The sequence below is a fragment of the Desulfatitalea tepidiphila genome (assembly GCF_001293685.1).
Classification (GTDB): Bacteria; Desulfobacterota; Desulfobacteria; order Desulfobacterales; family Desulfosarcinaceae; genus Desulfatitalea; species Desulfatitalea tepidiphila.
The window spans coordinates 509,660-534,416 of the sequence record NZ_BCAG01000003.1; the positions used below are offsets into that span (position 1 = coordinate 509,660).

At 60.1% G+C, this 24,757-nt stretch carries 17 protein-coding genes; 14 read left to right on the forward strand and 3 right to left on the reverse strand.

Annotation, left to right across the window (positions count from 1 at the left end):
* From DFT_RS06915 to DFT_RS06945, 7 genes are all read left to right on the forward strand, one after another.
* Positions 1 to 1,332: an amidohydrolase gene (locus DFT_RS06915; protein ID WP_054030500.1), complete on the forward strand. Its 1,332-nt coding sequence runs from the start codon at positions 1 to 3 to the stop codon at positions 1,330 to 1,332.
* 227 nt (positions 1,333 to 1,559) lie between these two features.
* A complete protein-coding gene (locus DFT_RS06920; protein WP_054030501.1) occupies positions 1,560 to 2,882 on the forward strand; it encodes an amidohydrolase family protein in 1,323 nt (440 codons plus the stop codon).
* A 79-nt stretch (positions 2,883 to 2,961) separates the two neighbouring features.
* Positions 2,962 to 4,692: an adenine deaminase gene (ade, locus tag DFT_RS06925; RefSeq protein WP_235506189.1), complete on the forward strand. Its 1,731-nt coding sequence runs from the start codon at positions 2,962 to 2,964 to the stop codon at positions 4,690 to 4,692.
* 31 nt (positions 4,693 to 4,723) lie between these two features.
* A complete protein-coding gene (gene mtnA / locus DFT_RS06930) occupies positions 4,724 to 5,833 on the forward strand; it encodes an S-methyl-5-thioribose-1-phosphate isomerase (protein WP_054032388.1) in 1,110 nt (369 codons plus the stop codon).
* A gap of 32 nt (positions 5,834 to 5,865) precedes the next feature.
* On the forward strand, positions 5,866 to 6,372 hold the full coding sequence (ahbB, locus tag DFT_RS06935) for a siroheme decarboxylase subunit beta (RefSeq protein ID WP_054032389.1): 507 nt from the start codon (positions 5,866 to 5,868) through the stop codon (positions 6,370 to 6,372).
* A 45-nt stretch (positions 6,373 to 6,417) separates the two neighbouring features.
* The gene (locus DFT_RS06940; protein ID WP_054030502.1) at positions 6,418 to 7,758 is read left to right on the forward strand and encodes a B12-binding domain-containing radical SAM protein; all 1,341 of its coding nucleotides are present in this window, start codon (positions 6,418 to 6,420) and stop codon (positions 7,756 to 7,758) included.
* Positions 7,759 to 8,179: 421 nt separating this feature from the next.
* Positions 8,180 to 9,778: a B12-binding domain-containing radical SAM protein gene (locus tag DFT_RS06945; protein WP_054030503.1), complete on the forward strand. Its 1,599-nt coding sequence runs from the start codon at positions 8,180 to 8,182 to the stop codon at positions 9,776 to 9,778.
* Between the two features lie 71 nt (positions 9,779 to 9,849).
* Here the strand turns inward: DFT_RS06945 and DFT_RS06950 are convergent, their stop codons facing one another.
* Positions 9,850 to 12,429: a hypothetical protein gene (locus tag DFT_RS06950; protein WP_054030504.1), complete on the reverse strand. Its 2,580-nt coding sequence runs from the start codon at positions 12,427 to 12,429 to the stop codon at positions 9,850 to 9,852.
* A 13-nt stretch (positions 12,430 to 12,442) separates the two neighbouring features.
* Complete coding sequence (locus tag DFT_RS06955; RefSeq protein ID WP_161807094.1) at positions 12,443 to 13,342, reverse strand: serine/threonine-protein kinase; 900 nt, start codon at positions 13,340 to 13,342, stop codon at positions 12,443 to 12,445.
* 980 nt (positions 13,343 to 14,322) lie between these two features.
* On the opposite strand from DFT_RS06955, the gene polA reads away from it, so the two are divergent.
* The 3 genes from polA (at position 14,323) to DFT_RS06975 (ending at position 19,376) form a co-directional block, all read left to right on the forward strand.
* Entirely contained in the window at positions 14,323 to 17,034 is a 2,712-nt protein-coding gene (gene polA / locus DFT_RS06965) for a DNA polymerase I (protein ID WP_054030506.1), read from the forward strand.
* A 271-nt stretch (positions 17,035 to 17,305) separates the two neighbouring features.
* Positions 17,306 to 18,295 (forward strand): signal peptide peptidase SppA, encoded by a 990-nt coding sequence (gene sppA, locus DFT_RS06970; protein WP_054030507.1) that lies wholly within the window; start codon positions 17,306 to 17,308, stop codon positions 18,293 to 18,295.
* 265 nt (positions 18,296 to 18,560) lie between these two features.
* Positions 18,561 to 19,376: a hypothetical protein gene (locus DFT_RS06975; protein ID WP_054030508.1), complete on the forward strand. Its 816-nt coding sequence runs from the start codon at positions 18,561 to 18,563 to the stop codon at positions 19,374 to 19,376.
* A 343-nt stretch (positions 19,377 to 19,719) separates the two neighbouring features.
* Here the strand turns inward: DFT_RS06975 and DFT_RS06980 are convergent, their stop codons facing one another.
* On the reverse strand, positions 19,720 to 19,863 hold the full coding sequence (locus DFT_RS06980) for a conjugal transfer protein TraB (protein WP_235506190.1): 144 nt from the start codon (positions 19,861 to 19,863) through the stop codon (positions 19,720 to 19,722).
* A 454-nt stretch (positions 19,864 to 20,317) separates the two neighbouring features.
* Between DFT_RS06980 and DFT_RS06985 the strand changes: the two genes are divergently transcribed.
* The 4 genes from DFT_RS06985 (at position 20,318) to DFT_RS07000 (ending at position 24,677) form a co-directional block, all read left to right on the forward strand.
* On the forward strand, positions 20,318 to 21,937 hold the full coding sequence (locus tag DFT_RS06985; protein WP_054030510.1) for an alpha/beta fold hydrolase: 1,620 nt from the start codon (positions 20,318 to 20,320) through the stop codon (positions 21,935 to 21,937).
* Positions 21,901 to 22,932, forward strand: a complete 1,032-nt coding sequence (locus DFT_RS06990; protein WP_054030511.1) for a T6SS immunity protein Tli4 family protein — start codon at positions 21,901 to 21,903, stop codon at positions 22,930 to 22,932. Before DFT_RS06985 ends, DFT_RS06990 begins: the two co-directional genes overlap by 37 nt.
* A 370-nt stretch (positions 22,933 to 23,302) precedes the next feature.
* A complete protein-coding gene (queF, locus tag DFT_RS06995) occupies positions 23,303 to 23,713 on the forward strand; it encodes a preQ(1) synthase (RefSeq protein ID WP_054030512.1) in 411 nt (136 codons plus the stop codon).
* Between the two features lie 37 nt (positions 23,714 to 23,750).
* The gene (locus DFT_RS07000; protein WP_054030513.1) at positions 23,751 to 24,677 is read left to right on the forward strand and encodes a hypothetical protein; all 927 of its coding nucleotides are present in this window, start codon (positions 23,751 to 23,753) and stop codon (positions 24,675 to 24,677) included.
* The last annotated feature ends 80 nt before the right edge of the window (positions 24,678 to 24,757 follow it).

Consider the following 24,757-nt stretch of genomic DNA (forward strand, 5'->3'; position numbering starts at 1 on the left):
ATGCATCGGGACGACAACCCCCTGAAGCCTGACCTGGATCTGCTGATCTATAACGGAACGGTGATCTGCATGGATGCGGGCGACACGCGCATCGAAGCAGGTGCCGTGGCTGTGACCGGGGATACCATCACGGCGGTCGGACCGCGCGGCGCGTTCGATCCCGGCGGGGCCAAACGATGCATCGATGCCCGGGGCGGTTTGATTCTGCCGGGATTGATCAACACCCATACCCATGCCGCCATGGCGCTTTTCAGGGGACTGGCCGATGACCTGCCCCTGATGACCTGGCTCAACGACCATATTTTCCCGGCCGAAGCGAGACTGACCCGGGAAATGGTCGGGATCGGCACCCGGCTGGCTTGTGCCGAGATGATCCGGTCGGGCACCACCTGTTTTTGCGACATGTACCTGTACGAGGAGGCCGTGGCCGAGGCGGCGCGCGCATGCGGGATGCGGGCGGTGGTCGGCGAGGTGCTCTATGACTTTCCCTCGCCGAACTACGGCCCCATCGAAAAAGGCTTCGAATATACGGTCCGTATGTTCGAACGCTGGGCCGGGGACCCGCTGATCCGCATCGCCGTCGAGCCCCATTCGCCTTATCTCTGTGCCCCGGCCCTGCTCGAGCAGGCCGACCGCCTGGCGCGGGATCACCATGCGCCGCTGGTGATCCATCTGTCCGAGACCCGCCACGAAGTGGATCAGATCAAGGCCGCCTATGGGACCACACCGGTGGCGCACCTCGATCGTTTAGGCCTGTTGGGTCCCCATGTGGTGGCGTGTCATGCCGTGGTCCTGACGCCGGAGGACATCGACTTGCTCACCCGACATGATGTGAAGGTATCGCATAACCCGGAGAGCAACATGAAGCTGGCCTCCGGTATCGCGCCGGTGCCCGAGCTCCTCGCGGCCGGGGTGTGCGTGGGGCTGGGGACCGACGGCTGCGCCAGCAACAACACCCTGGATCTCTTCACGGAAATGGATATGGCCGCCAAGCTGCAAAAGGTTCGGCGGTTGGACCCCGCCGTGATGGACGCCGCCACCGTGCTGCGCATGGCCACCACCGATGCGGCCAGGGTGCTTGGGTTGGGACGGTTGATCGGCAGCCTCGAGGTGGGCAAGAAGGCCGATCTGATCGTAGTGGATACGGCCAAACCCCATTTGACCCCCATGTATGACCCGGTTTCCCACCTGGTCTACGCCGTGCGGGGGAGCGATGTGCGTCACAGCGTGATCGACGGGAGGGTCGTGATGGAAGAAAGGGCGCTCCAGACCATCGAAGAGGCCGGGCTGCTGGCAGACGTCAGGCAACAGGCCGCCGTCATCGCGCGGTGACCTGCCGCGAACCATACTCGATGCGTCCCTGTTTGTTGCCCGCGAAAAAAATGATGGTCCTGTAAAAAGTCGCTGTCAGACGGCGCCGTAAGAAGTTCAAGATCAAGGTGCGCGAAATTCCGTGTCCTGAGGCGTACTTGTCGTACGCCGCAAGGGCGACGGGATGAGCGCAACGCAGATATTGGGCTTTTTACGGTGACGTCAAATATGAACCGGAATCGAATAGAGTGAGATACGACACGATCCTATATAATGGTACCGTCATCACCGTGGATGCGGCCTTTGACGTCTACCAGCGCGGCGCAGTAGCCATCGCGGACGGCCGGATCCGGAAGGTGTGGCAGCCCCAGGCGGGCGAGCCGCTCCCATCGGCCGGCGAGACGATCGATGCCTGCGGCGGCATCGTAATGCCCGGCCTCGTCAACCTGCACACCCATCTGCCCATGTCCCTGTTCCGCGGGCTGGCCGATGATCTGCCGCTCCAGCAGTGGCTCAACGACTACATTTTCCCGGCCGAAGCCGGCCACATCGATCCGGTCTCGGTCCGGTTGGGCGCACGGCTCTCCTGCGCCGAGATGCTGCTGGGCGGAACGACGACCTGCTGCGACGGCTACTTTCTCGCCGATGACGTCGCCGCGTCCGTGGCCGCCATGGGGATGCGGGCCGTGGTCGGGCAGGGTGTCATCGATTTTCCGGCACCCGGCGTTCCCGATCCGTCGCGCAACATCGACGTGGCCAGGGATTTCGCTCGAAAGTGGTCCGGCCGATCGGAATTGGTGCAGCCGGCCATCTTTTGCCACGCCCCGTATACCTGTTCGGACCAGACCCTGATCAAAGCCAAGGAGACGGCCGAGTCGCTGGGGGTGCTCTTTCAGATCCATGCCGCCGAAACCCGCAGTGAATTGGATCAGATGCAGGCATCCCGGGGCTGCAGCGTGGTGTCCCATCTCCACGGCCTGGGCATTTTGAATGCCAGGACCCTACTGGTCCATGCCATCTGGGTGGCTGCGCGTGACATCGAACTGATCGCGGCCTGCGGGGCACCCATCGCCCATTGCCCGGAAAGCAACATGAAATTGGGGTCGGGCGTGGCGCCGGTTCCCGATTTCCTCGAGGCCGGCATCACCGTGGGCATCGGCACCGACGGGTGCGCCAGCAACAATGACCTGGACCTGTGGGGAGAGATGGATACCCTGGCCAAGCTGCACAAGGTGCAGCGGCTCGATCCCACGGTCATGGACGCGGCCACGGTGGTGCGCATGGCCACCATGGGTGGGGCCGCAGCGCTGGGCCTGGCCGATGACATCGGCTCCATCGAGCCCGGAAAACAGGCGGACCTTATCGTCATCGACGTCGATCAGCCGCATCTCGCCCCCATCTATCATCCGGCCTCGCACCTGGTGTATGCGGTTCGGGCGGGCGACGTGCGCCACGTGATGGTCGGCGGGAAGTGGGCGGTCCGGGAGCGGCGCTTGGCTGGCTTCGATCTGGACGGGCTGCTGGCGGAAGGGGTCCGATTTGCGGAAAAGGTAAAAAATATTAAAGTATGAAAGTAAGAAAGTACGAAAGTAAGAACGTAAGAAGATGTGAAAGTGTGAAAGTAAGCAAGTGATGGAACGGGGGCGATTGATGGATGCAATGGATATCCAACGCCTGCTGGAGGCGGCTCGCGGGGATCGGCCGGTGGACCTACTGATACGCAATGCCCGGTGGGTGAATGTGTTCAATGGCGAGATCATGGAGACACCCATAGCCGTTGCCGGAGGATACATCGTTGGCTGGGGGGATCACGCGGCCGAAAGGGTGCTCGATCTGGACGGGCGTTATGTGTCGCCGGGATTTATCGATGCCCACGTTCACATCGAAAGCGCCATGGTCGGGCCGTTCGGGTTTGCCGCCGCCGTGGTGCCCCATGGGACCACCAGCGTGGTGGCCGATCCCCATGAAATCGCCAATGTGCTGGGAACGGAAGGCATCGCCTATATGGTCGATTGCGGGGAACAGAGCCTGCTCAACATCTATTTTGCCTTGCCCTCGTGCGTGCCGGCCACCGGCATGGAGAGTTCGGGGGCGGTCCTGGATGCATCGGCCCTCAAGCCCTGGGTTTCCCATCCACGCATCGTGGCACTGGCCGAGATGATGAACTTTCCGGGGGTGATCCATGGCGATACCGATGTGCTGGCCAAGATCGGTCAGATGCACACGGCCGGCAAACCGGTGGACGGCCACAGCCCGGGGTTGAGCGGGGCCGGTCTGCACGCCTACCTGCTGCCCGGCATCGCCAGTGACCACGAGTGCACCTCCCTGGCGGAAGCCCGCGAAAAACTCGATGCCGGCATGCACATCATGATTCGGGAGGGCACCGGCGCCCGCAATCTCGATGCCCTTCTGCCGCTCATCACCGCGCGCACAGCACGCCGGTTGATGTGGTGCACCGACGACCGCCATCCCCACGACCTTCTCGGCGAAGGCGGCATCGACAGCATGGTGCGACGGGCGGTCAAGGCCGGCATCGATCCCGTGTGTGCCATCCAAATGGCCACCTTGAACCCGGCGGAATACTTTCGTCTGGATGCAGTGGGGGCCATTGCGCCGGGGCGCCGGGCCGACCTGATCGTCATGGAAAATATCGAGGATCCCGTGGTGCAGCAGGTTTACATCGGGGGACGGCAGGTGGCCGTTGACGGCCGCATGGTGGTCGACAGCAGCGGGCCGGCGATCACACCGCCTCCGGCATCCATGCATGTGGCCCTGGATCGTCTCGACTTTGCGGTGGCCGCCAGGGGGCGGCGGGTAAGGGCCATTGAGACGGTGCCCGATCAGATCGTCACGCGCAGCGCCATCGCCGAGGCCCGCATCGTGAACGGCCGGGCGTTGTCCGACCCGTCGCGCGATCTGCTGAAGATCGCCGTGGTCGAGCGCCATCACGCCACCGGGCGCACCGGGGTCGGATTCGTTCGCGGGTTCGGCCTGGGGCGCGGCGCCTTGGCCGCCACCGTGGCTCACGATTCCCACAACATCGTGGCGGTGGGCGTCGAAGACGGCGACCTGGCGGCGGCCGCGCGGGCGCTGGTCGACATGGGCGGCGGCCTGGTGGCCGTGGACCAGGGGCGCGTGATCGCCTCGCTGCCCCTTCCCATTGCCGGGCTGATGTCCGATCAGCCTGCGGACCGGGTATGCGCGGGACTCGACGAGCTTTTGGCCGCCGCGCGTCATCTGGGGTCGCGCCTGGCCGATCCGTTCATGACCCTCAGTTTCATGGCCCTGCCGGTGATCCCGGCGCTGAAGATCACCGATATGGGACTGGTGGACGTGGATCGGTTCAAACAGGTCCCCCTGTTCGTCGAGGATGAGGTATGATGCGGTTGACATTAACAGAAAGGTCGAAGCCATGAATGTGGATGGCCAACCGATGCGCCCCATATGGCTGGATGCCGATGGAACGACGATCAAGGTGATTGACCAGCGCCGGCTGCCCCACTCGCTGGAGATTCTCTCCATCTCCACCGTGGATCAGGTGGTCGACGCCATTCGCGAGATGGTGGTGCGCGGAGCGCCGTTGATCGGGGCCACCGGTGCCTACGGCGTGCTGGTCGCGCTGCTCAACTCCCGGAACGACGCCGATTTTCTCGACATGTGCCGCCGCGTCAAGGATGCCCGTCCGACCGCCGTCAATCTGGCCTGGGCCGTGGAGCGCACGGTGGCCGTCGTCATGAGAGGCGCTGCGCGGGCGGACCGAGTGGCGTTGGCACGGCAGGAGGCGACGGCCATCGCCGAGGAGGAGGCCGATCGCTGCCGCCGCATCGGAGAGCACGGGGCGGCGTTGGTCGAAAATCTCAGTCAGGCAAAAGGGGGGCGGACGGTCCACATCCTCACCCATTGCAACGCCGGGTGGCTGGCCTGTGTCGAGTGGGGCACGGCCACGGCGCCGATCTACGTGGCCCACGAGAAGGGAGTCGATCTGCATGTGTGGGTGGACGAAACCCGCCCCTTGAACCAGGGGGCGCGCCTGACCGCCTGGGAGCTGGGCAAGGCAGGGATTCGACATACCGTGATTGCCGACAATGCCGGCGGCCACCTCATGCAGCATGGCCTGGTGGACATGGTCATCGTGGGCACCGATCGCACCACCTGCACCGGCGATGTGGCCAACAAGATCGGGACCTACCTGAAGGCCCTGGCCGCCAGGGACAACGGCGTGCCCTTTTATGTGGCGCTGCCCTCCTCGACCTTCGACTGGCAGTTGCGCGACGGCATCGCCCAGATCCCCATCGAGGACCGGTCGGCGGACGAGGTGCGCTACGTGCAGGGATTGACCCCCCACGGGGTGGGGCAGGTTCTGGTGCCGCCCGAAGCGAGTCCGGCCGCCAATCCGGCTTTTGATGTGACACCGGCCCGGCTGGTGACCGGCTTTATCACCGAGCGGGGCGTTTGCGCGGCCAATGAAGCCGCCATACTGGCCTTGTTCCCCGAAAAAAAACAGGAGTCGTCCGTTGCTTAAGACACTTTCGCTGATCCAGTGGGATGATGCCGATGCCCGTTGAACTGACAGAGCTGGAAAAAAAGGTGATTGCTTGGATTCAGGGGGATCTGCCCGTCGTGGCACGTCCCTATGCCGAAATTGCGGCGGCGCTGGGTGAAACGGAGGAACGGCTGCTCGAAATCCTGCGGGACCTGGTGGACAGGGGGATCATCCGCCGTTTCGGCGCCACCCTGCGCCATCAGAAATCGGGCTTCCAGGCCAACGCCATGGCGGCCTGGCAGGTCGAGGAGGCGCGCATCGACACCGTGGGGCGGATAATGGCCGGTTTCAAGGCCGTATCGCACTGCTACCGCCGTGACCCTACCGATCAGTGGCCCTACAATTTGTACACCATGATCCATGGCAAGGATGAAGAGGAGTGCCGGCGTACGGCCCGGAAGATGGCGGCCAAGGCCGATGTGCATGACTATCGGTTGCTTTTCAGCCGACGGGAATTGAAGAAGACCTCGATGCAATATTTTTCCGATGCCGCTTCCGGCGAGTCCCCCATCGAATAGGCCGTCAGTCCGCACCTCCGAAGCTGCTGGAAAAGGCGACTCACATTGCTATCCCACCCACCTCATGTACTTCTGGTCAATCCTTGGATCCACGATTTCGCCGCCTATGACTTCTGGGCCAAACCGTATGGCCTGTTGCGTCTCGGGGCGATTTTGAGACACCACGGCGTGCGCGTCTCCTACATCGATTGCCTGGATCGATTTCACCCCGGCATGCCGGCGGCCGATCCCCGGGCGCGCCATGGACGGGGACCCTACCTGAAAACCCCCATTTCAAAGCCTGCCGGCCTGGCGGACATCCGGCGCACTTACAGCCGGTACGGCATCCTGCCCGAATGGCTTCGCGCCGACCTGCAGGCATTGCCATCGGCCCCCGACCTCATTTTGGTCACCTCCGGCATGACCTACTGGTATCCCGGCCTGTTCGAGACGATTGCTCTCTTGAAGGCGCATTGGCCGGGTACGCCGCTGGTGCTGGGCGGCATATACGCCCGGTTGTGCGCGGACCATGCCCGTGGCCATTCGGGTGCCGATCGAGTGGTCACCGACGACGGCCGATCCCTGTTCGATCTCTTACGGCGCTACACTGGTTTCGAAATCGACGCCCCACCGGACATGGCGGATTTGGATGCGCTGCCCTATCCGGCCTTCGATCTCCAACACCGGATCGGCTACATTCCGGTGCTGACCGTTCATGGCTGCCCTTTCGATTGCGCCTATTGCGCCTCGCGTTTTCTGGCGCCGGCCGTGCGCCGCCGTTCGCCCGAAGCGGTGATCGCGGAGATCGCCTACTGGCAGGACCGGCACGGCGTTTCGGATGTCGTTTTTTACGACGACGCCCTCTTGGTCGATGCACCCCACCACGCCGCGCCCATGCTGGAAGGCATCGTGCGCTCCGGTCGCAGGCTGTTTTTTCACACCCCCAATGCGGTCCACATCCGCGAAATCGATGGCGAAACGGCTCGCTTGATGTTTCGGGCCGGTTTTCACACCCTGCGCCTCGGCCTGGAGACCACGGCTTTTGAAAAGCGGGGCAATCTGGATCACAAAGTGACGGCGTCGGAGTTTCATCGCGCGGTGGGCCACCTCAAATCGGCAGGGTTCGAGGCCGGCCGGATCGGGGCCTACCTGCTCGTCGGGCTCCCGGGTCAGTCGGTCGCTTCCGTGGTCCATTCCATCGAAGTGGTCAAGGCGGTCGGCATCACGCCGGTCTTGGCCCATTACACCCCGATCCCCCACACGCGCCTGTGGTGCGAGGCGGTCGCTCACTCCCGGTACGACCTGGCGGCCGATCCCATTTATTGCAACAATGCGATATTCCCCTGCCAGCGGGAGGATTTCTCCTGGCAGACCCTGTCTCGGCTCAAGCAGTTGATCCAGGCCTGAGACGGGACGGCACAGAAGCGCTGCATATCCCTATCGGAGGCATCGCCAAAGGATATGGCGGGCCGCGGGTGGGACAGGTGGCCAAGGGACACGTGGGACATGCGGGTTAGTGTCGCTTGAATGCAAACGGTGGACAAGCGGCCCAGACTGTTTGAGCGCAGCGAGTTTCTGGGCCGCCCGCCGTGCATGTTACCGGTACTTGACTGCTTGGCGTGTGGCATCGGTCACCTGTCCCATCCGCGCCGGGTTTAATGAATAGCCTTCAGTGAAGATCGCCGATCCGGCAAAAGAGGGTTTTTTAATCCAACGGGTTGGCTTATAATCCCTTCGGCCGGTATTGTGGTGATTGCTCCGAGGGTTTGCCAGGCCGATTCCCTCCTTTTGAGTTGGGCTTCGATACAGTGACAGACGAGGTATTGCCATGGCGCTGGATGCCGTGATTGTTGCCGACTATGGTTCGGAGAGCTTTTCCGGAACCAACCCGCTTAAATTGCATATCGGTGGCCGCTTGGCCGATATTCAAACGGTGATGAACGTGGTGCAACACCACGGCCGCCTCTCCCCGCCGATTGTCGGCGAAGGGCGCCTGAGCTGGTCATCGGCACCCAAACTCAACGGCATTTATCTGGTCAGCTATTTGGCCCGTCAGGGGTTGGATGTGGCCGTCGTCGACGACTTTTCAGCAGACAAGGAGAAGATGCGACGGCTGTTGGCAGAAGCACCGCAGGCCGTGGTCATTTCCACCACCTTCATTACCCGAAAGCAGCTCCTGGTCGAGATGGTGCGAGAGATACGCCTCCTTTCTGATGATGTGAAGATCATCATCGGGGGGCCGTTCGTTTATACCTCCTACCTCATCTATCAACGGTCCCTTGCGGAGGCAGGCTACCTTCCCGAGGAAGCAGGCCACGATTTTCTTTTCATCGAAAATGACGGGCAGCCCGAAGCGGACCTGTTCATCGTGGCATCCCAGGGCGAGGATATTCTATCTCGGGCCCTCAGGCGGATCAAGCGGCACGAAGATATCGGCGGTTTGCCCAATACGGCGATTTTCAAGGATGGCGCGTTTGCCTTCGGCGTGCGATCCGATGCCGTCATCCTCCAGAATCATTCCATCGACTGGGAGAGGCTGCCCGATGAGGTGTTCAGGTCCGGGGTCGTGCCGCTCCAGGCCAGCAGCGGCTGTCCGTACCATTGCGCATTCTGCAATTTCGTCAAAGACCGGCGCCTCACCGCCGTCAAACCGTTGGAGCAATTGCTGACCGAGATGCGGCAGGTGCGGGCGCGCGGCGCGCGGTATGTGTGGTTCGTGGACGACAACTTCCGACTGGGTAAGGGGGACCTGGAAGCGGTGTGCGAACGGCTGATCCGGGAAGACCTGGGCCTTCGATGGATGACCTTCATCCGCGCGAGCACCCTGGACCCGGTGGACCCCGATCTTCTTCGACGGGCCGGTTGCGTGGAGGTGCAGCTGGGGCTCGAATCCGCCGATCCCCAAGTCCTGCGCAACATGAACAAGCGCGCCACGCCCGAACTTTATGACCGCGTGCTGCCCAAGCTGCTTTCCAGCGGCATCAACTGCTCCTGCTATCTGATTTTCGGGTTTCCCGGGGAGACGGACGAATCGGCCCGGCGGACCATGGATTTCATGCGTCGACACGAGGCCGCCCGACACCCGGGGTGCCTCAGCTGGTCGATCTTTCCCTTTTTGCTTACACCGCTCAGTCCCGTCTATGAGAAGGAGGCCCGGGCCGCTTATGATCTGTCCGGTTACATGAAGACATGGCGTCATGCCACCATGAATAACGAACAGGCCATGGGTTATGTAATCCGGGCATTTTTAGAAATTGAACATTCGGGAGCGATCTACAGGGATGACAATCAGGATCTGCTCAACGGCCTCGACCCACATCGCCGCAAATGCTTCATCAGCGTGCGCCACGCGCTGTCCAAAGCGGCCATGCAAACGGAACTTACGCTGGAGGCGCTTCAAAATGCGTTCCAGCCGCTCTTTGAATGATAAGTCCCGTGGCGGATCAAGTTTTTCAGGCAACGCCGGTATCGGAAAGATTGCCCATTTGTGGATGGTCCCTAAAACAGGACCTGGATGCTTTTCAGGCGCGCCACCATATCTGACAGCTTCTGGGCCAACTGCTTTGTGAACACTTGGGCTGTGGGCGTTTGTTCAGGGTCGAAACCGTCGGCCACCCCTGCCACGCGCAGATTCACCGGTACGCCGTTGACCTGCAGCGGCATGGAGTGAAGCACCCGAAGCACTCGGGCCAAAGCCTTCTTGGCTTCTTCTTCCGGCGCCATGGGCAGAAGCGCCACGATCTTGTTTTTCCCGATCTGGCCGATATAGTCCATGGCGCGAAAAGTGGTGGAGAGTTTGTCCAGCGCCGCTTCCAATACGGCTTCATTGGTGATTTGGCCATTGGCGGCTTTGTGCTGCGGCTTGGCCGATACAAACGAAAAGGCGAGGGCCGACAATGGCGAGGCGTAACGTTCGGCCCTGGCGATCTCTTTTTCCAGGATGAACATGATCTCCTCGGAGGTCAACACCCCTTCGGGCAATTCATCGCCCTCCGCAGTCTCCCTTCGCTTCTTCTTCAAATGGATGATCGCTTCATAAATTTGGCTGAAGTTGTTTTCCTCGATTTCGCCGTCTTCGACCTTGAGACGAATCTCCTGCAGGACCTCCACCAGCTCGTCGTCTTCGCCCACGTTGTGCTCCAGGGTTTGCAGCACGCTCAGTTGCTTGACCGGCGCCTCGGCGGCTTTTTGACCGGCCTGCATCTGCAACCACTGCACACGCATGTTGTCGAGGGCTGATTCCATTTTGGCATTAAGACGCGCCTCCATTCGGGAAAGCACATCGGCATTGACGTTCATCTCTCCCAGCTTTTTAAGAATCGATGACTCGACACTGCCCAGCACCTGTCTGACATGGGCGTCGCCGTCCACTTCACCGGACTCGGCTGCATCCTTGGCCATTTTCTGTCCTAAATGCTCCACGTACTCCACCAGGATGTCTGCCAACAGATTCTCGTCGCCGCCACCTTTGCGCAGTTCCGACGCCAGGTAGATCAGTTCGGCGGCCTGGGTGGGGTTGCGCTTGATCTCTTCAATCAGGCCGTCGCCATCCAGTCCGATACTTTCGGAACTCTCCTCGAGTATCCTGGAGAGTTCGTCGCTTTGCAGTTCGTTGCGTAGTTCGTGCAGCAGATTGAGGTATTCGGCCATGGGCATGCCGGCTTCCAGCAACGTTTTGCGGATCTTGGGCAGCAGGCGGCGCAATTCGGCGGCCTCGGGAATCATACGCCGGATGATATGAGCGAACCGCTGGATACTGATCTGACCCTCCCGATATTCCTCCTTGATCAGTTCGAGCAGGACCTGGTCGGCCAGCTCGTTTGCTTTTTGGATGATGGCCGCCTCGTTGGCATAGGCGATGCCGAGCGCTTTCTGGGCCTGGATGCCCTCGAGCAGCTGCTTTTTCATGTCGAAAATGGCCTGGGCCAGATCGGAAAGACCAACTTCGCCTTCCCCATGGAGGTGTCGCTCCACCTCTTCGTGCATCAGTTCGAGTTGATGCAACAGCATGGGACCGGGTTGCTTACTGGCGCCATCTTGAGCGTTTGCCGCGCTTCCGGGTGAACCGGCGCCGGCCGTTTCCGGCCCGGCTTCCGCTCCGGTTTCGGCATCGGAATGGGCGCCGCCCCCGCCCCGCACGTTGGCAGCGGCGGATGGCACCGCGCCCAGCGCCGCGATCGTCGCCCCGTCGCTTCGGCCGCTCGCAGCCCCCTGCGCACCGCCGGAAAGATTCTGGCCGGCAGGCCGGCCGCTTCCCAGTGAGGCGTCCACCAGCGTGTCGGCCTCTTCTCCCGAAAGGGTGTCATCGGCATTGCCATCGACTGCTGCGCCTGTGCCCGCAGTCGCGCCATGCACCGGTGCGCCTCCCTCCTGGGCCGCGACGTCGCCGCTGATCACGGCCCCACCTCCGGCTCTGGCCTGAAACTCTTGCGAGGCGGCCAAATCCGCTTCGATCAGCTGTTTTGAAAAGGCTCCCGGGTTGGCCATCAGGTTCGTGATGCTGAGGGTCTTGGCAAACTCCTCGGACAAGACACTCTCCAGCAAGGTGTCCATGAACCGTTTGCGGGTCTCCTGATCGTCCGAGTCGAGCAACGGCGTGACCTTTTTCAGCGCATCGCGGGAAACCACCTGATCGTCTTCGGTCACTTTTTTAAAGATCACGTGGTTGATCTTGATATTGAAGACGCCCTTTTTGATCAGGGTCTCTTTCGCGGCATCGATATCGGTGATCTGAGGAAGCGACGATGCGAGCTGTGAAAAGAGGGTCAGTTCGCTCTCGGTGACCCCTTTTTCAAATGAGATGGATTGAATCCCCACTTTTTTGAACAGGGCCGCGACGCGGTTGACGTTGATGCGCGGATCCAGGGGTTCCTCATCGATAAAAAACTGTCCCCGATTGAGTATGAAGACCAGCGGCGAGATATGATCGAGCAGCCGTGTGGCCGTGACGAAGACATCGGCGACCGATTGTTTGATCAGCGGATGGGTGGATTGATACATGAGCGTGCGGTTAAGCAACAGGGCGAACGAGCGTCCGAAGTAACCCAATTTGATCTTCAAGTTGGCGATATGCTCCATCGTCGCTTCCTTTTCAAGTTTGGGATGGCCTGTTGGCGAGCCAGTTTTCCAGAGCCTCGGCAAAATCCCGGCAGGAGGAGTAGCGCCGTTCCGGGTCGTAGGCGACCGCCCGCAGCACGACGTCGTCCAGTTCCTTGTCGGCCTGCGGATTGACCTGAGAGGGCGTCTTGCTGAAAATCCGGTCCTGCAGGCGCAATTTTATTTTAAGCAGTTTGACGGCCGAATCATAAGGGGGGTATGGCAGGCCGCCGCAAAGCATCTCCAGTAACATGACGCCGGTGGCATACACATCCGCCCTGCCGTCGACGACGCCTGAAATGATCTGCTCGGGCGCCATATAGGTGGGGGTGCCGACCATGATGCGATGATCGTCATCCGAGCCTCCGTAGGAGCGCGCCACGCCGAAGTCGGTGATGATCGGACGTTTGGAGTGGCTTTCGATCAGGATGTTGCGCGGCTTGATGTCGCGATGCACCACACCGAGGCGGTTGGCGTAATCCAGGGCATCCAACACCTTGAGAACGATTTTAAGGGAGGTCTGGACCGGAATCATCCGTTTGGAGGGCAGCACGTTACGCCGTGCCTGGCGGATGTAATAGGCCAAGGATTGCCCCTTGATCAACTGCATGGTGAAATAGAGAAAATCTTCTGTTTCCCCCACTTCGTAGACCGGAATGATGCTGGGGTGCGAGAGGAACGCGGCCGCCTCGGCCTCCTGCTGGAAAAGCTCCGCGATCCTGGGTGTCATCAACGCCTTGGGCAGGATCTTTACGGCGATCTGGCGTTTCAACGATTTCTGGAAGGCCACGAAGACCACGGACATGGCGCCGCGATCGAGTTGTTTCAGCAATCGGCTGGTGCCGACCGTCTGCCCCACCAGATGGTCGAAATTCATTGTTCGGATGGAAGCCATACGCAGGTCTCCGCGCCGTTCGCAGGGCCGCTGCCGCTGCGCTTGTTTTTGCATCACATGCGAGGCCGAAAAGGTCCCCACCTTTCTTATCGGCCAGGATGAGTGAAACCTAAAATAGCAACAAGACCTTTGTATCGTCCATCATTTTTGACGGCAACCAGCGAATCCAACTGAATGCAATGCATTAGACCCGACCCGGGTGGAGCAGGTGGCCGATGCCACACGCCAAGCGGTCAAGTGCCGGTAGAATGCACGGCGGGCGGCCCGGAAACTCGCTGCGCTCAAACAGTCTGGGCCGCTTGTCCGCCGTTTGCATTTAACTGGCCCTAAGACCGCTGGCTCACGTGGCCCTGGCCACCCGCCCCACCCGGGCCTTTAATAGCTGATGCCATCCGAATTTTTATCTCGAACAGCGCCTGTAAAGCATTCCCTTCAGGGCGAATCACATTCAATAAGAATTGCTGACCGGCCACAACTTATACGAGGTGATCATTTTTATGGGGGCGGGGCGGTTATTGGTTTCCGAATCCGTTCAAGTCGCCGCAGTCCGGGCATTGCCAGGTGATGCCGTTGCAAGACATACCCCAGAGGTTTTCCTGCATGCACGCCTGACAGATTTCGAATCCGCATCTGCAGCGCCAGCAAAAAGGAAAGGTCTGACCACAGCAGTGACATGTTTGTTCGGCCGGCCTCCGCCAGCGGCCTTTGCGGGGGGAAGGTTTGGAGGTGCCTGTTTTTTCCATTTCGATCGGTATCGTATCAGATCCATCATGCCGGTGAACCACTGGATGCACCATGCGTGCGCCTTGTCGTTTCCCGGTATCCATGTTAGTAAAGCGCAACCGCCGGATGTCGCAAGAGACACCCGGTCCGGCCACAGGCCTGAAGAAGACGCGAAGCTAACGCAGTTGGATCACACTGTCAAGCAGCGCGCATGCGGTCAGCCAGCATACCCAAGACTTCCAACGTGCGAGAAAATCATGGCTTCTGAAGCTACACCGTCAACCGCCGGCGGCACGGCCCGACCCTGTATCTACCTGATCGATGGCAGCGCCTATGTCTACCGCGCATTTCACGCACTGCGTGATCTGGCCAACTCCGAGGGGTTGCCCACCAATGCCGTTTTCGGTTTTACCCGTATGCTGATCAAACTGATCCAGGAGCGCCAGCCCCAATACATGGCGATGTTTTTCGATGCCAAGGGGCCGACCTTCCGCCACGAGATCTATCCCGAATACAAGGCCAACCGGCCGCCCATGGCCGACGAGCTGGTCGTTCAACTGCCCTATATCAAAGAGGTCACCGCCGGCTTCAACATCCCGGTGATCGAGATGACAGGGTACGAAGCCGACGACCTGATCGGTACCTATGCCCGGTTGGCCGAAGCCGCCGGCTGCGATGTGGTGATGGTGACCGGCGATAAGGATTTCATGCAGCTGGTCAGCGACCACGTGTCGATCTGGGATCCCATGAAGGACAAGGTGATCGATCGGGACGGCATCGTGAAAGAGTTTGGGCTTGAACCGATGCAGATGATCGACGTGATGGGGCTCTCCGGCGATACCGCCGACAACATTCCCGGGGTGCCGGGCATCGGCCCCAAGACGGCCGTGACCCTGATTGGGGAGTTCGGCAGCATGCAGGCCCTCTATGAGCGCATCGACGAGGTTAAGGCCGCCAAGCAGCGCGAGAAGCTTGTGGCCAACAAGGAACAGGCCCTGCTCAGCCGGGAATTGGTCACCATCCATCAGACCATTCCCCTGGAGCTCGATCTGCAGCAGTTTGCGGTGCAACCGCCCGATGACAAGGTGTTGGGCGGCTTGTTCCAGAAGCTGGAGTTCAGACAGCTGCAGCACGAATTTCAGAAGGGCCGGACCGGGCCGAAAACCGACTACCGCAGCATTCTCGACCGTGAGGCGCTCCAGGATTTGGTGCATCGTTTGAGCGGCTGCAAACGTTTCGCCATCGATACCGAAACCACTTCCCAGAATCCCCTGGAGGCCGTGTTGGTCGGTATTTCGGTCGCGCTCGAGCCCCATCGTGCCTACTATATTCCCGTCGGGCATCGCTACGTCGGCGTGCCCGAGCAGCTCAAAAGAGACGTCGTGCTCGAAAGCCTCCGGCCGGTGCTGACCGATCCGCGGGTCGACAAGATCGGGCAAAACATCAAATACGACTGGATCGTGCTGAAGCGGCACGGCGTCGATCTGGCGGGGGTGCGCTTCGATACCATGCTGGCCTCCTATCTGCTCAATCCCGCCAAGCGTTCCCACGGCCTCGACCAGATCGCCCTCGATTTCCTGGATCACAAGAACATCAGCTATACCGATGTGACCGGCACGGGCAAAGCAGCAGTGACATTCGACCAGGTGACGTTGAAGCAGGCAATTCCCTATGCCTGCGAAGATGCCGACATCACTTTGCGGGCCTATGAGGTGTTGCGCCCCCAGTTGGAGGAGTTGGGGTTGATGCCCCTGCTCGATCAGGTGGAGATGCCCCTGGTACCGGTGCTGATGGCCATGGAGATCACCGGCATCCGCATCGACCAGGAGAAACTGCACGAGTTGTCCAAGATGCTGCAACACCAGCTCCAGAAGGTGGAGGGCGATATCTACGCCATGGCCGGCGAGAGTTTCAATATCAACTCTTCCCAGCAGCTGGGGCGTATCCTGTTCGAAAAGTTGGGCCTGCCCACAGTCAAAAAAACCAAGAAGAAAACAGGCTACTCCACCGACGTGGAGGTGCTGACCAAGCTGGCGGAACAGCATGAACTGCCGGCCCTGCTCCTGCGGCATCGCAGCCTCTCCAAGCTGAAATCGACCTATGTGGATGCCCTGCTCGACCAGGTGGATCCGGCCACCGGCCGCATTCACACCTCGTTCAACCAGACCGTGGCCGCCACCGGCCGCCTGAGCAGCTCGGATCCCAATCTGCAGAATATTCCCATCCGCACCGAAGAGGGGCGGGAGATCCGCAAGGCATTCGTGGCACGGCCCGACTGGTACCTGCTCTCGGCCGATTACTCCCAGATCGAATTACGCATCCTGGCCCACTATGCCGACGATCCCATCCTCATCCAATCCTTCCAGCGCGACGAGGATATCCATGCCCGCACGGCCAGCGAGGTGTTTGAAACGCCGCTGGATGCCGTACCAGCCGAACTGCGCCGGCAGGCCAAGGCCATCAATTTCGGCATCATGTACGGCATGAGCGCCTATGGTCTTTCAAGGGAGCTGGGCATCAGCCCAAAGATGGCCCAGACCTACATCGATCACTACTTCGAGCGTTACAGCGGCATCAAGGCTTACATGGAGCGCACCATCGCCGAGGCGCGCGAGACCCGGCGCATCAGCACGCTGTCGGGCCGCATCCGCCTGCTGCCCGATATCAACAGCAGCAACAACAATCTGCGCCAGTTCGCCGAACGCATGGCCATCAACACGCCCATCCAGGGCACCGCCGCCGATATGATCAAAATGGCCATGATCCGCATTCACGATGCGCTGAGGGAGAAAAAGCTGGAGACCGTCATGTTGCTTTCGGTGCACGACGAGGTGGTGTTTGAAGTGCCGCCCGGGGAGTTGGCCACCATCGAGCAGCTGGTGCCCGAGATCATGGAGAACGTCATGGCCCTCAAGGTGCCGTTGAAGGTGAACGTGGCCTGGGGACGCAACTGGGCGGAAGCCCATTGACGCATGCCGGTCCAGCTTGCGAGGCGTTTTAATTTTGACGGCCATGTAAAAGTCGTTGTAGGACGGCGGCGTAAGAGATCCAAGATCAAGGCGCGCGAAATTCCGTGTCCTGAGGCGTACTTGTCGTACGCCGCAAGGACGACGGGACGAGTGCAACGCAGATATTGGGCTTCTTACGGTGTCGTCAATTTCGGATGTCTTGCATGAACTGGATTAAATTCTTATCGTATGGATCCACACGAGTGTGTGGAGAAAATGGAGGTCGGGCCTTATGAACAAAACGACTGTCACACTGTTGGCAACACTGGCCGCTTTGGTCTTCGCGGCCGTCGGCTGCTCCATGCCCAGGGTCACCCTTTTCGGTGACCAGGCCGAGCCGCTTAAAGAGTTCACCCTGCAAGGCACGGCACAGGGCAAGGTGCTGGTGCTGCCCGTTGAAGGTACCATTTCGGATAAATCCAAGAAGCAATTCGTTCGCACCCAGCCGAGCATGCTGCAGCAGACGGTTGCTTATCTGAGGCGCGCCGAGAAGGACCCCGAGATCAAGGCGGTGTTGATCAAGGTCAATTCACCCGGCGGAACCGTTACGGCCAGCGATATTCTCTACCATGAAATCAGCGCTTACAAGCAGCGCACGGGAGCCAAGGTCGTGGTCGCCATGATGAATGTGGCCGCTTCAGGGGCGTATTACATCTCGCTGCCGGCCGACCATATCCTGGCCCATCCCACCACCGTGACCGGCTCCGTCGGGGTGATCTTCATGCGGCCCGGCGTCAGCGGGCTGATGGAAAAAGCCGGGCTTTCGGTGGAGGTGAACACCTCCGGGGAGCAGAAGGATATGGGCACCCCGTTTCGACCTCCCACGGAGAAAGAGACGGCCATTTTCCAGGAGTTGACCGATGAAATGGCCGAACGCTTTCTCTCCCTGGTGGTCAAACACCGCAATTTGACGCCTGCCCAGCGCGAACAGATCGCTACTGCGCGGGTCTACCTGGCACCCCAGGCGCAAACGCTGGGTCTGGTGGACCAGATTGGTTACCTGGACGATGCGGTGCGCAAAGCCAAAGAGATCGCAGGTCTGCCCGCGGATGCGCGGGTGGTCACCTATCGCCGTTACGAAGTGCAGGACGATACCATCTACAACCCCAACATTGTATATCCAGGAGCCGATATCGAATCCATGTTGCCGCTGCTGTCACCGCTGTCGGCAGCCGGCGAGGCTGATTTCTGCTATATCTGGCCGGCGGCGCTGGCGCGTTGAACCGCGCTAAAACCGCCGGGAATCCACTGTATACCCCCAATTGCTTCGGGGCGGGCGCTGTGCCCGCCCCAGCTTCGCGCCTGTTCATAGCCCCGTACGCGATCCATGCTAAAGTTCGCCCCCCTATACGGCGATATCCTTATTGGCAGACCGTCAGGCAGCAGGCGCCTTCTTCACTCCGACACCACTTGAATCGACTGGCTTCCCGCAACCTGAAGTCCCGCTGTGGCTGCCCTGAAATAACTTTGCCAAGGGAGAAATAGACATGGAAATCAACATGCCCGCGATGTCTACCGCCGCATCGGGCACCCGGAGTGACCTGGATGCTTATCTGGGCGCATTTCGGGCCGAGCAAACCAAGGTCGCCGCGGTGAGCACCAGCCGACAGATGGAGGTTCAACTGACGACCCGGGAAGGCGACCGGGTCACCATTTCGCTGGATGCCAGGAGTGCAGCCCTGTACGGCGCCTATTCCACTGTCGCTGCGGACGAAAACGGTGCAGCTTATCAGAAGCATGAGCTTTCGGCATCGCTTTACGAGCGGGAGATGACCTTCACGGTGGAAGGCGATTTGAACCGGGAGGAGCGGCGGGACATCTTCAAGGCGCTTAAAACCTTGGACCGCATGATGCATCAGTTCAGCGAAGGCCATTTGAAACCGGTCCTGGCCGGCGCCGGAAAACTGCAGAGGCTGGATACCCTGGCCGGTCTCGATGCCACCCTGTCCATTGAAAAGCAGGTGCTCGTGGCCGAGCAGACTCGGATCGCCGCCGTGTCCGGCGCCCTCGGGGCAGACGCTTCCGCGGCCCAGGTGCCGCTCGAGGATGCGGGAACCGTCGATCAGGATTCGGTATCGCCGCTACTCGCGGCGGCCGATGCAATGGCCGAGAAAATGGCCCGAACGGTGGCGGAAACACCGGCGCCGAAGGACCGCCTGATGTCGTTCGTTGAACAGCTCATGGCGGATTACCGGGAGCAGATGGCCCATTTCGACCCCATGGGCGCCGACGTCGTCGATCGTATGACCGGCCGTCTCCACGATGCCCTGGCGCGGTTCAGCGGCGCGGCCAAGGGGTTCTAACTGAACTTGATCCATTAAACCCGGCGTGGGTGGAACAGGTGGCCGATGCCACACGCCAAGCGGTCAAGTGCCGGTAACATGCACGGCGGGCGGCCCAGAAACTCGCTGCGCTCAAACAGTCTGGGCCGCTTGTCCGCCGTTTGCATTCAACCGGCACTAGTGACCGCAGGCTCACGTGGCCCTGGCCACCTGCCCCACCCACGCCTGCCATGTCCGTTGCGATGCGAATTTTGTTATCAAAAAACTTTTGGAAGGCGCACCCTTCAAGGTCAATCGCATTCAGTTAGAATTGCTGGGAGCGGCCCACCGGTCCACCGCCGACATGGCCTGATGCCGCTGGGGTTCACGGCTTTTGGGCGCTGCCGCTCGCTGTGGCCTCGGCGCCGCTCTCTTTCGCTCTGACGGTGTCATCAATGGCATCGTATATGATCTTGAACGTCTCGCCAAAATTGCTGGGCGACAGTCTACCGACTTCGATGAATTTCACCGCGATTTCCTTGCTGGCCCGCAGGACTTGGGATTGTATCGACTCTTTTGACATTTTGTGGCTCGCTTTTTATATGTAATGATTTTGGTTTGTTAACAGCTGTCGGCATGCATGTCAAGCATTGCTGCAGGAAACCGGGTAATGAACTGGGGGTTTGAAAAATGGGTTGACAGGATTGTATTCCCGAGTGCATATGTCCCCCCGACATTTTCAAGTGCAGTTCAGCACCATTTCTGTATGCCGGCCATTCAGGCCCGCAAAATAGACGCATCCCGTCCAGCGGATGATCCAATAACCCGAACACCTTTTACCCTGCGTGAAGTCGTTGTCCTCCAGTCGGTCTATCACGCGCCCGCCTGGCAAGTGAACGTGAATGCCGTTTTCATCGCTCCTGTGCAGGCTTGCTGCCCGGAACATGGAACGAGGTTTAAAAGAGATAGAAAGCCTTTGGAATATGCCCGCAGAACGCATCCACCGTATCGACATCGGCTGGCAGGACCTGTTCAAGCCGATCTTGGGACTCAAGACCGCACCGGAAAATGATCCATTGATCAATCAGATCGCCATCCGCAAGGAGACCCTGCCCATCATCCTGGTTCCCGGCATCATGGGCAGCCGTCTCAAAAGGGCCTCCGGCGGAGACAAGACGTGGGACCCGGACGCCAACTGGTTTATGCTGAGCCGGTTCGGCCTGCCCCATGTTGATGCCAAAGACCGTAAAAACATGCTGGTGGGAGAATCCTCTCATCGAACCGGCCACCTGTCCGTCGATCCGGACAACGCCGAAGTGCCCGAACCGGGAAGAGATCGCGGATGGGGCACGGTGGCCTGGCAGCATTACGGCAGCCTGCTCGGCGCCCTGGCCGGCCACGAGTGGCCCACGACTTTGGATGTCTGCTTCGACCTTCCGGTGTACGCCTTCGGCTACAACTGGACCGATTCCAGCCACGCCTCGGGCCGGGCCCTGGCGGACTACATCGACCGGGTGATCGATGAACAGGGCCGGATCCAGCCCTGCCGGCAGGTGATCCTGGTGACCCACTCCATGGGCGGGCTGGTGGCCCGCTCGGCCTGCAAGCTGCACGGCGCCGAATCCAAAGTGCTGGGGGTGCTGCACGGCGCCCAGCCCGCCTTCGGGGCCCCGGCCGCCTACCAGCGCATCAAGCACGGGTTCCGGGAGCTGGACGGCTCGCTGTGGGACTGGCTGTGCCATCCGATCCGCAAGATCTCCGACACGCTCACCGAACGGGTGCTGGGCGACGAAGGCCCTGAGGTGACCCTGCTCATGGCCCACATGCCCGGCGGCCTGGAGCTGCTGCCCACCCGGGCGTACCGCACCAACGAGGGCCGCGCCGAGTGGCTGCACTACCGGGGCCGCCACGGCCACAGCCTCGATCTGCCCCGCCGGGGCGATCCCTACGATGAGATCTATTGCGCCAAAGAGGCCCCCTTTCGCTTGATCGATCCCCGGTGGCTGGGAGCCACTTCGGCTGGAGAATATGATCAGATGAAAGCAGGGCAATGGGGCGACTATATTGAAAACCTCAAGGTAGCAAAACAATTCCATGTCAGTCTCGGACACTACAGTCATCCCGAAACCTACCAGTTTTACGGTACGGCGCTCGAGACCCCAGATCGCATCGAAATCGGCTGCCAGAAGTTTTCCGGCCGGCAGCTGTTCGACCTTCAGTATCTGGAGGGCAAGCACTTTTTCGAGTTCCGCGACGCGCACAACCAGGTGATCGACACCGATCGCGATATGTATCTGGACGATCCGGCGGCCTTCGAGATCCCCAACCGCTGGCACACCGAATCGATCTGGGCTTACGCGGTATCGCCGCCCACAGGCTCGGGCGACGGCACGGTGCCCGACGCATCGGGCCGTGCCCTGGCCGCCCGCCCCAGTTTTTACGACAAGGGCCCCAACGGCACGGTGTCGATCGACGCCGACGATGAAAACGACCATGCCCGAACCCACGACCGGATCTTTAACACGGCGACGGCCCGGCACATCACGATAAAGGTGATTGAAAACCTATGCAAAGCCAAGATCAGACGCGAAACCGGCGCATGAGCCGCATCTTTTGCAGATGGGCGGCCGCCCTGGCAACAGTTGCCATCATGGCCGGCTGCGCCCCAACGAACAGGAACCAACCCATGCACCGTTTCAACGAACCTACCCGCACCTGCGGCGTCGGCCGCTTTGTCGTCGACATCCCCGCCGCCATGACTTTTGCCGGCGGCTACAGCATGCGCACGTTCGATTTGAAGGAAACCGTCTGGGATACAAACCATGCCCAAGAGCAGCCAGAAAACCTTTGGAATGAAATAATTGCCGAAATTCAAAAATTGCCTTTTCCTGAAGGCATCCCCAACGCCCTCTTGGAAGCCAAGCAAATCGACGACATCGGAAACGGCCTACGTTTTGCGTTTTCTCACAAAGATGCGCTTCGACCGAAAAGAGGTTATCTGGACGCACTGCTGATCACGGACACCACAGGTCTTTGGATTGCGGGCTTTGGGAAGGCGACCGGTAAAGACTTCATGTATCGAAAGTCCACCGACATAGCCCGGGCCTACCGTGCCCCGGAAAAGCGCTTCGACCGTGCCGCGGTCATCGACGGCCGCGATGCCTTTTACCTGCGCTACGGTGCCGTCGATCTGCCCTTCGAGTATAAAGAGAGCGTGGATATCGTCTTCAGGAAACACCCCCTGGACAAGCAATTGGTGTTGACCATCAACACCCGGGTGGTGGACAGGGTCAACCCTGTGGGTATGCTGGAAGGGCTGGCAGCGGCGCTGGCGGCCAACATTGCCCCCGGGGTCGAGGTCGAGAAGATCCGGACTCGAAAACGCACGGTCGCCGGATTGGCCGGCGAAGAGATGATTCTGAAAGGGACCGAACGAGGGAAAACGATGTTGAATTTCCAATGGTACTACCCTGGCCAGGCCAACGACAGCCTCCATCCCAGAATGCTGTTGATCATGGATGCGAACGATGGAGGGGTAGAAGATAAAATAGACCTCTGGGATGCGATCCTGGACTCCCTCCGTCCCGCCGGCCGATAGTATGGGTCACCGGCCGCGCCAAAATTTTTTATATAAAAATTCGCATGGCAACGGACATGGCAGGCGTGGGTGGAGCAGGTGGCCAGGGCCACGTACGCCTGCGGTCCTAGTGCCGCTCGAATGCAAACGGCGGACAAGCGGCCCAGACTGTTTGAGCGCAGCGAGTTTCTGGGCCGCCCGCCGTGCATTCTTAGCGGCACTTGACCGCTTGGCGTGTGGCATCGGCCACCTGTTCCACCCACGCCGGGTTCAATGAATAGCATTCAGTTAGAACCGCCGCTTCCCTGGATCTCTGTTTGACAGGGATTCCGAAATTCTCTATGTTCTTTGAATTTCAAAATCTAATCGCATTTTTGGAGTTGACCGGCTCATGACAGACCAGACCCGGCACAAGGTGCCCTACGCCATCGAACCCATCGCCTCGGTGCGTTCCGATTTGCTCGAACCCATCGATTATGCTTACAAAGGGCGTCGAGAGATCACCGTGACCATTCATCAACCGGAGTTCACTTCCGTGTGTCCCATGACCGGTCTGCCGGATTTCGGCACCATCACCATCAAATATTGCCCTTCGGAAAAGATCATCGAACTCAAATCGCTGAAGTTTTATCTGCTGCAATATCGTAATGTGGGCATATTTTACGAGCACGTCGTGAATCACATCCTCGACGACCTGGCGGGGGCACTCAAGCCCCGATGGATGGAGGTCCACGGTGCCTTTTCGGCCAGAGGGGGCATCACCACCGAAGTGGTGGCCGCGTATCCCGCGAACCAAAAATAATGGATCAACACTAAGGGTGGATCGGAGATCAGGGAGAATGCGCAAACCTCTCGTTCTGTTGTTTTTAGCTTTTCTGGCCCTCTGTTTCCTGAATGCCTGCGCCAAGGACCGGTACCAACGCGTCGAGTCGCGCAAGAGCTTTTTCGAGACCGATGTGGATCATCGCGCCTATGTGAAAAAGGCCTTCGTCGTATTGAATCATGGCGCGGCTACCCCCTTCGGCCCGGCGATCGATACCCTTTTTCTCCAATCTCTGGTCGAAACGATCGACGACGAGGTCGACCATTTTGTCGCGGTTTCGCCTCACAGCGCAGGGTCGGCAGATGCCTTGAAATCCCAGGATCTCTTTTCCACGCCCGCCCAAATCTTCGATATGGCAAAGGCGGCCCGCATGCAGGGCTATCACTATCTGATGGACGCCGGCGTATGGCAAATCGAGCCGACCCTGAAAAAGACCGGGACCTGGATCTTCCGCAAGGAGCGCGGCTACCTTCATCTCGTCACGGCCCTGGATGTTTACGATGTCTTTACGGCGGCCAAACTGCTCAGCCTGGTGGAAGAGAGTACCGTCAAGATCAGCCTGAATGCCTACGAATCCCTCGTGGCGGGATTGCAGGACGGCCTGGAGATCGTCGAGGAGGAACTCGTCGAACATGCTGTGCGATTGGGCGAGCAGGCGGCCGAAGCCATCGATGGGGCACCATGGATGGCCGTGGTTTCGGCCGTTGAAAGCGAACAGGTGACCCTGGCCGCCGACGGTGCGTCGGGTTTGAAGGTCGGCCACCGGTTGACCGTGTATGAAGGCCGCCGCTTCGTCACCGGGCCGGACGGGGCGAGGTTTATTGCGCCCGGCTACCAACTGGGCCGTATCCGAATTACGGGTATCGAATCGGACCAGATCCGCGCGACAATGGAAACGCCGGCCGATATTAAACCCGGCGACATCGCGACGGCGGCAGAGTAGAAAGCGTCCGTCCACAAACGACCCATTGGCCTCGTATCGGCGTCGCGCTAAAAATGTAATCCTCGACATATCAATTCAAA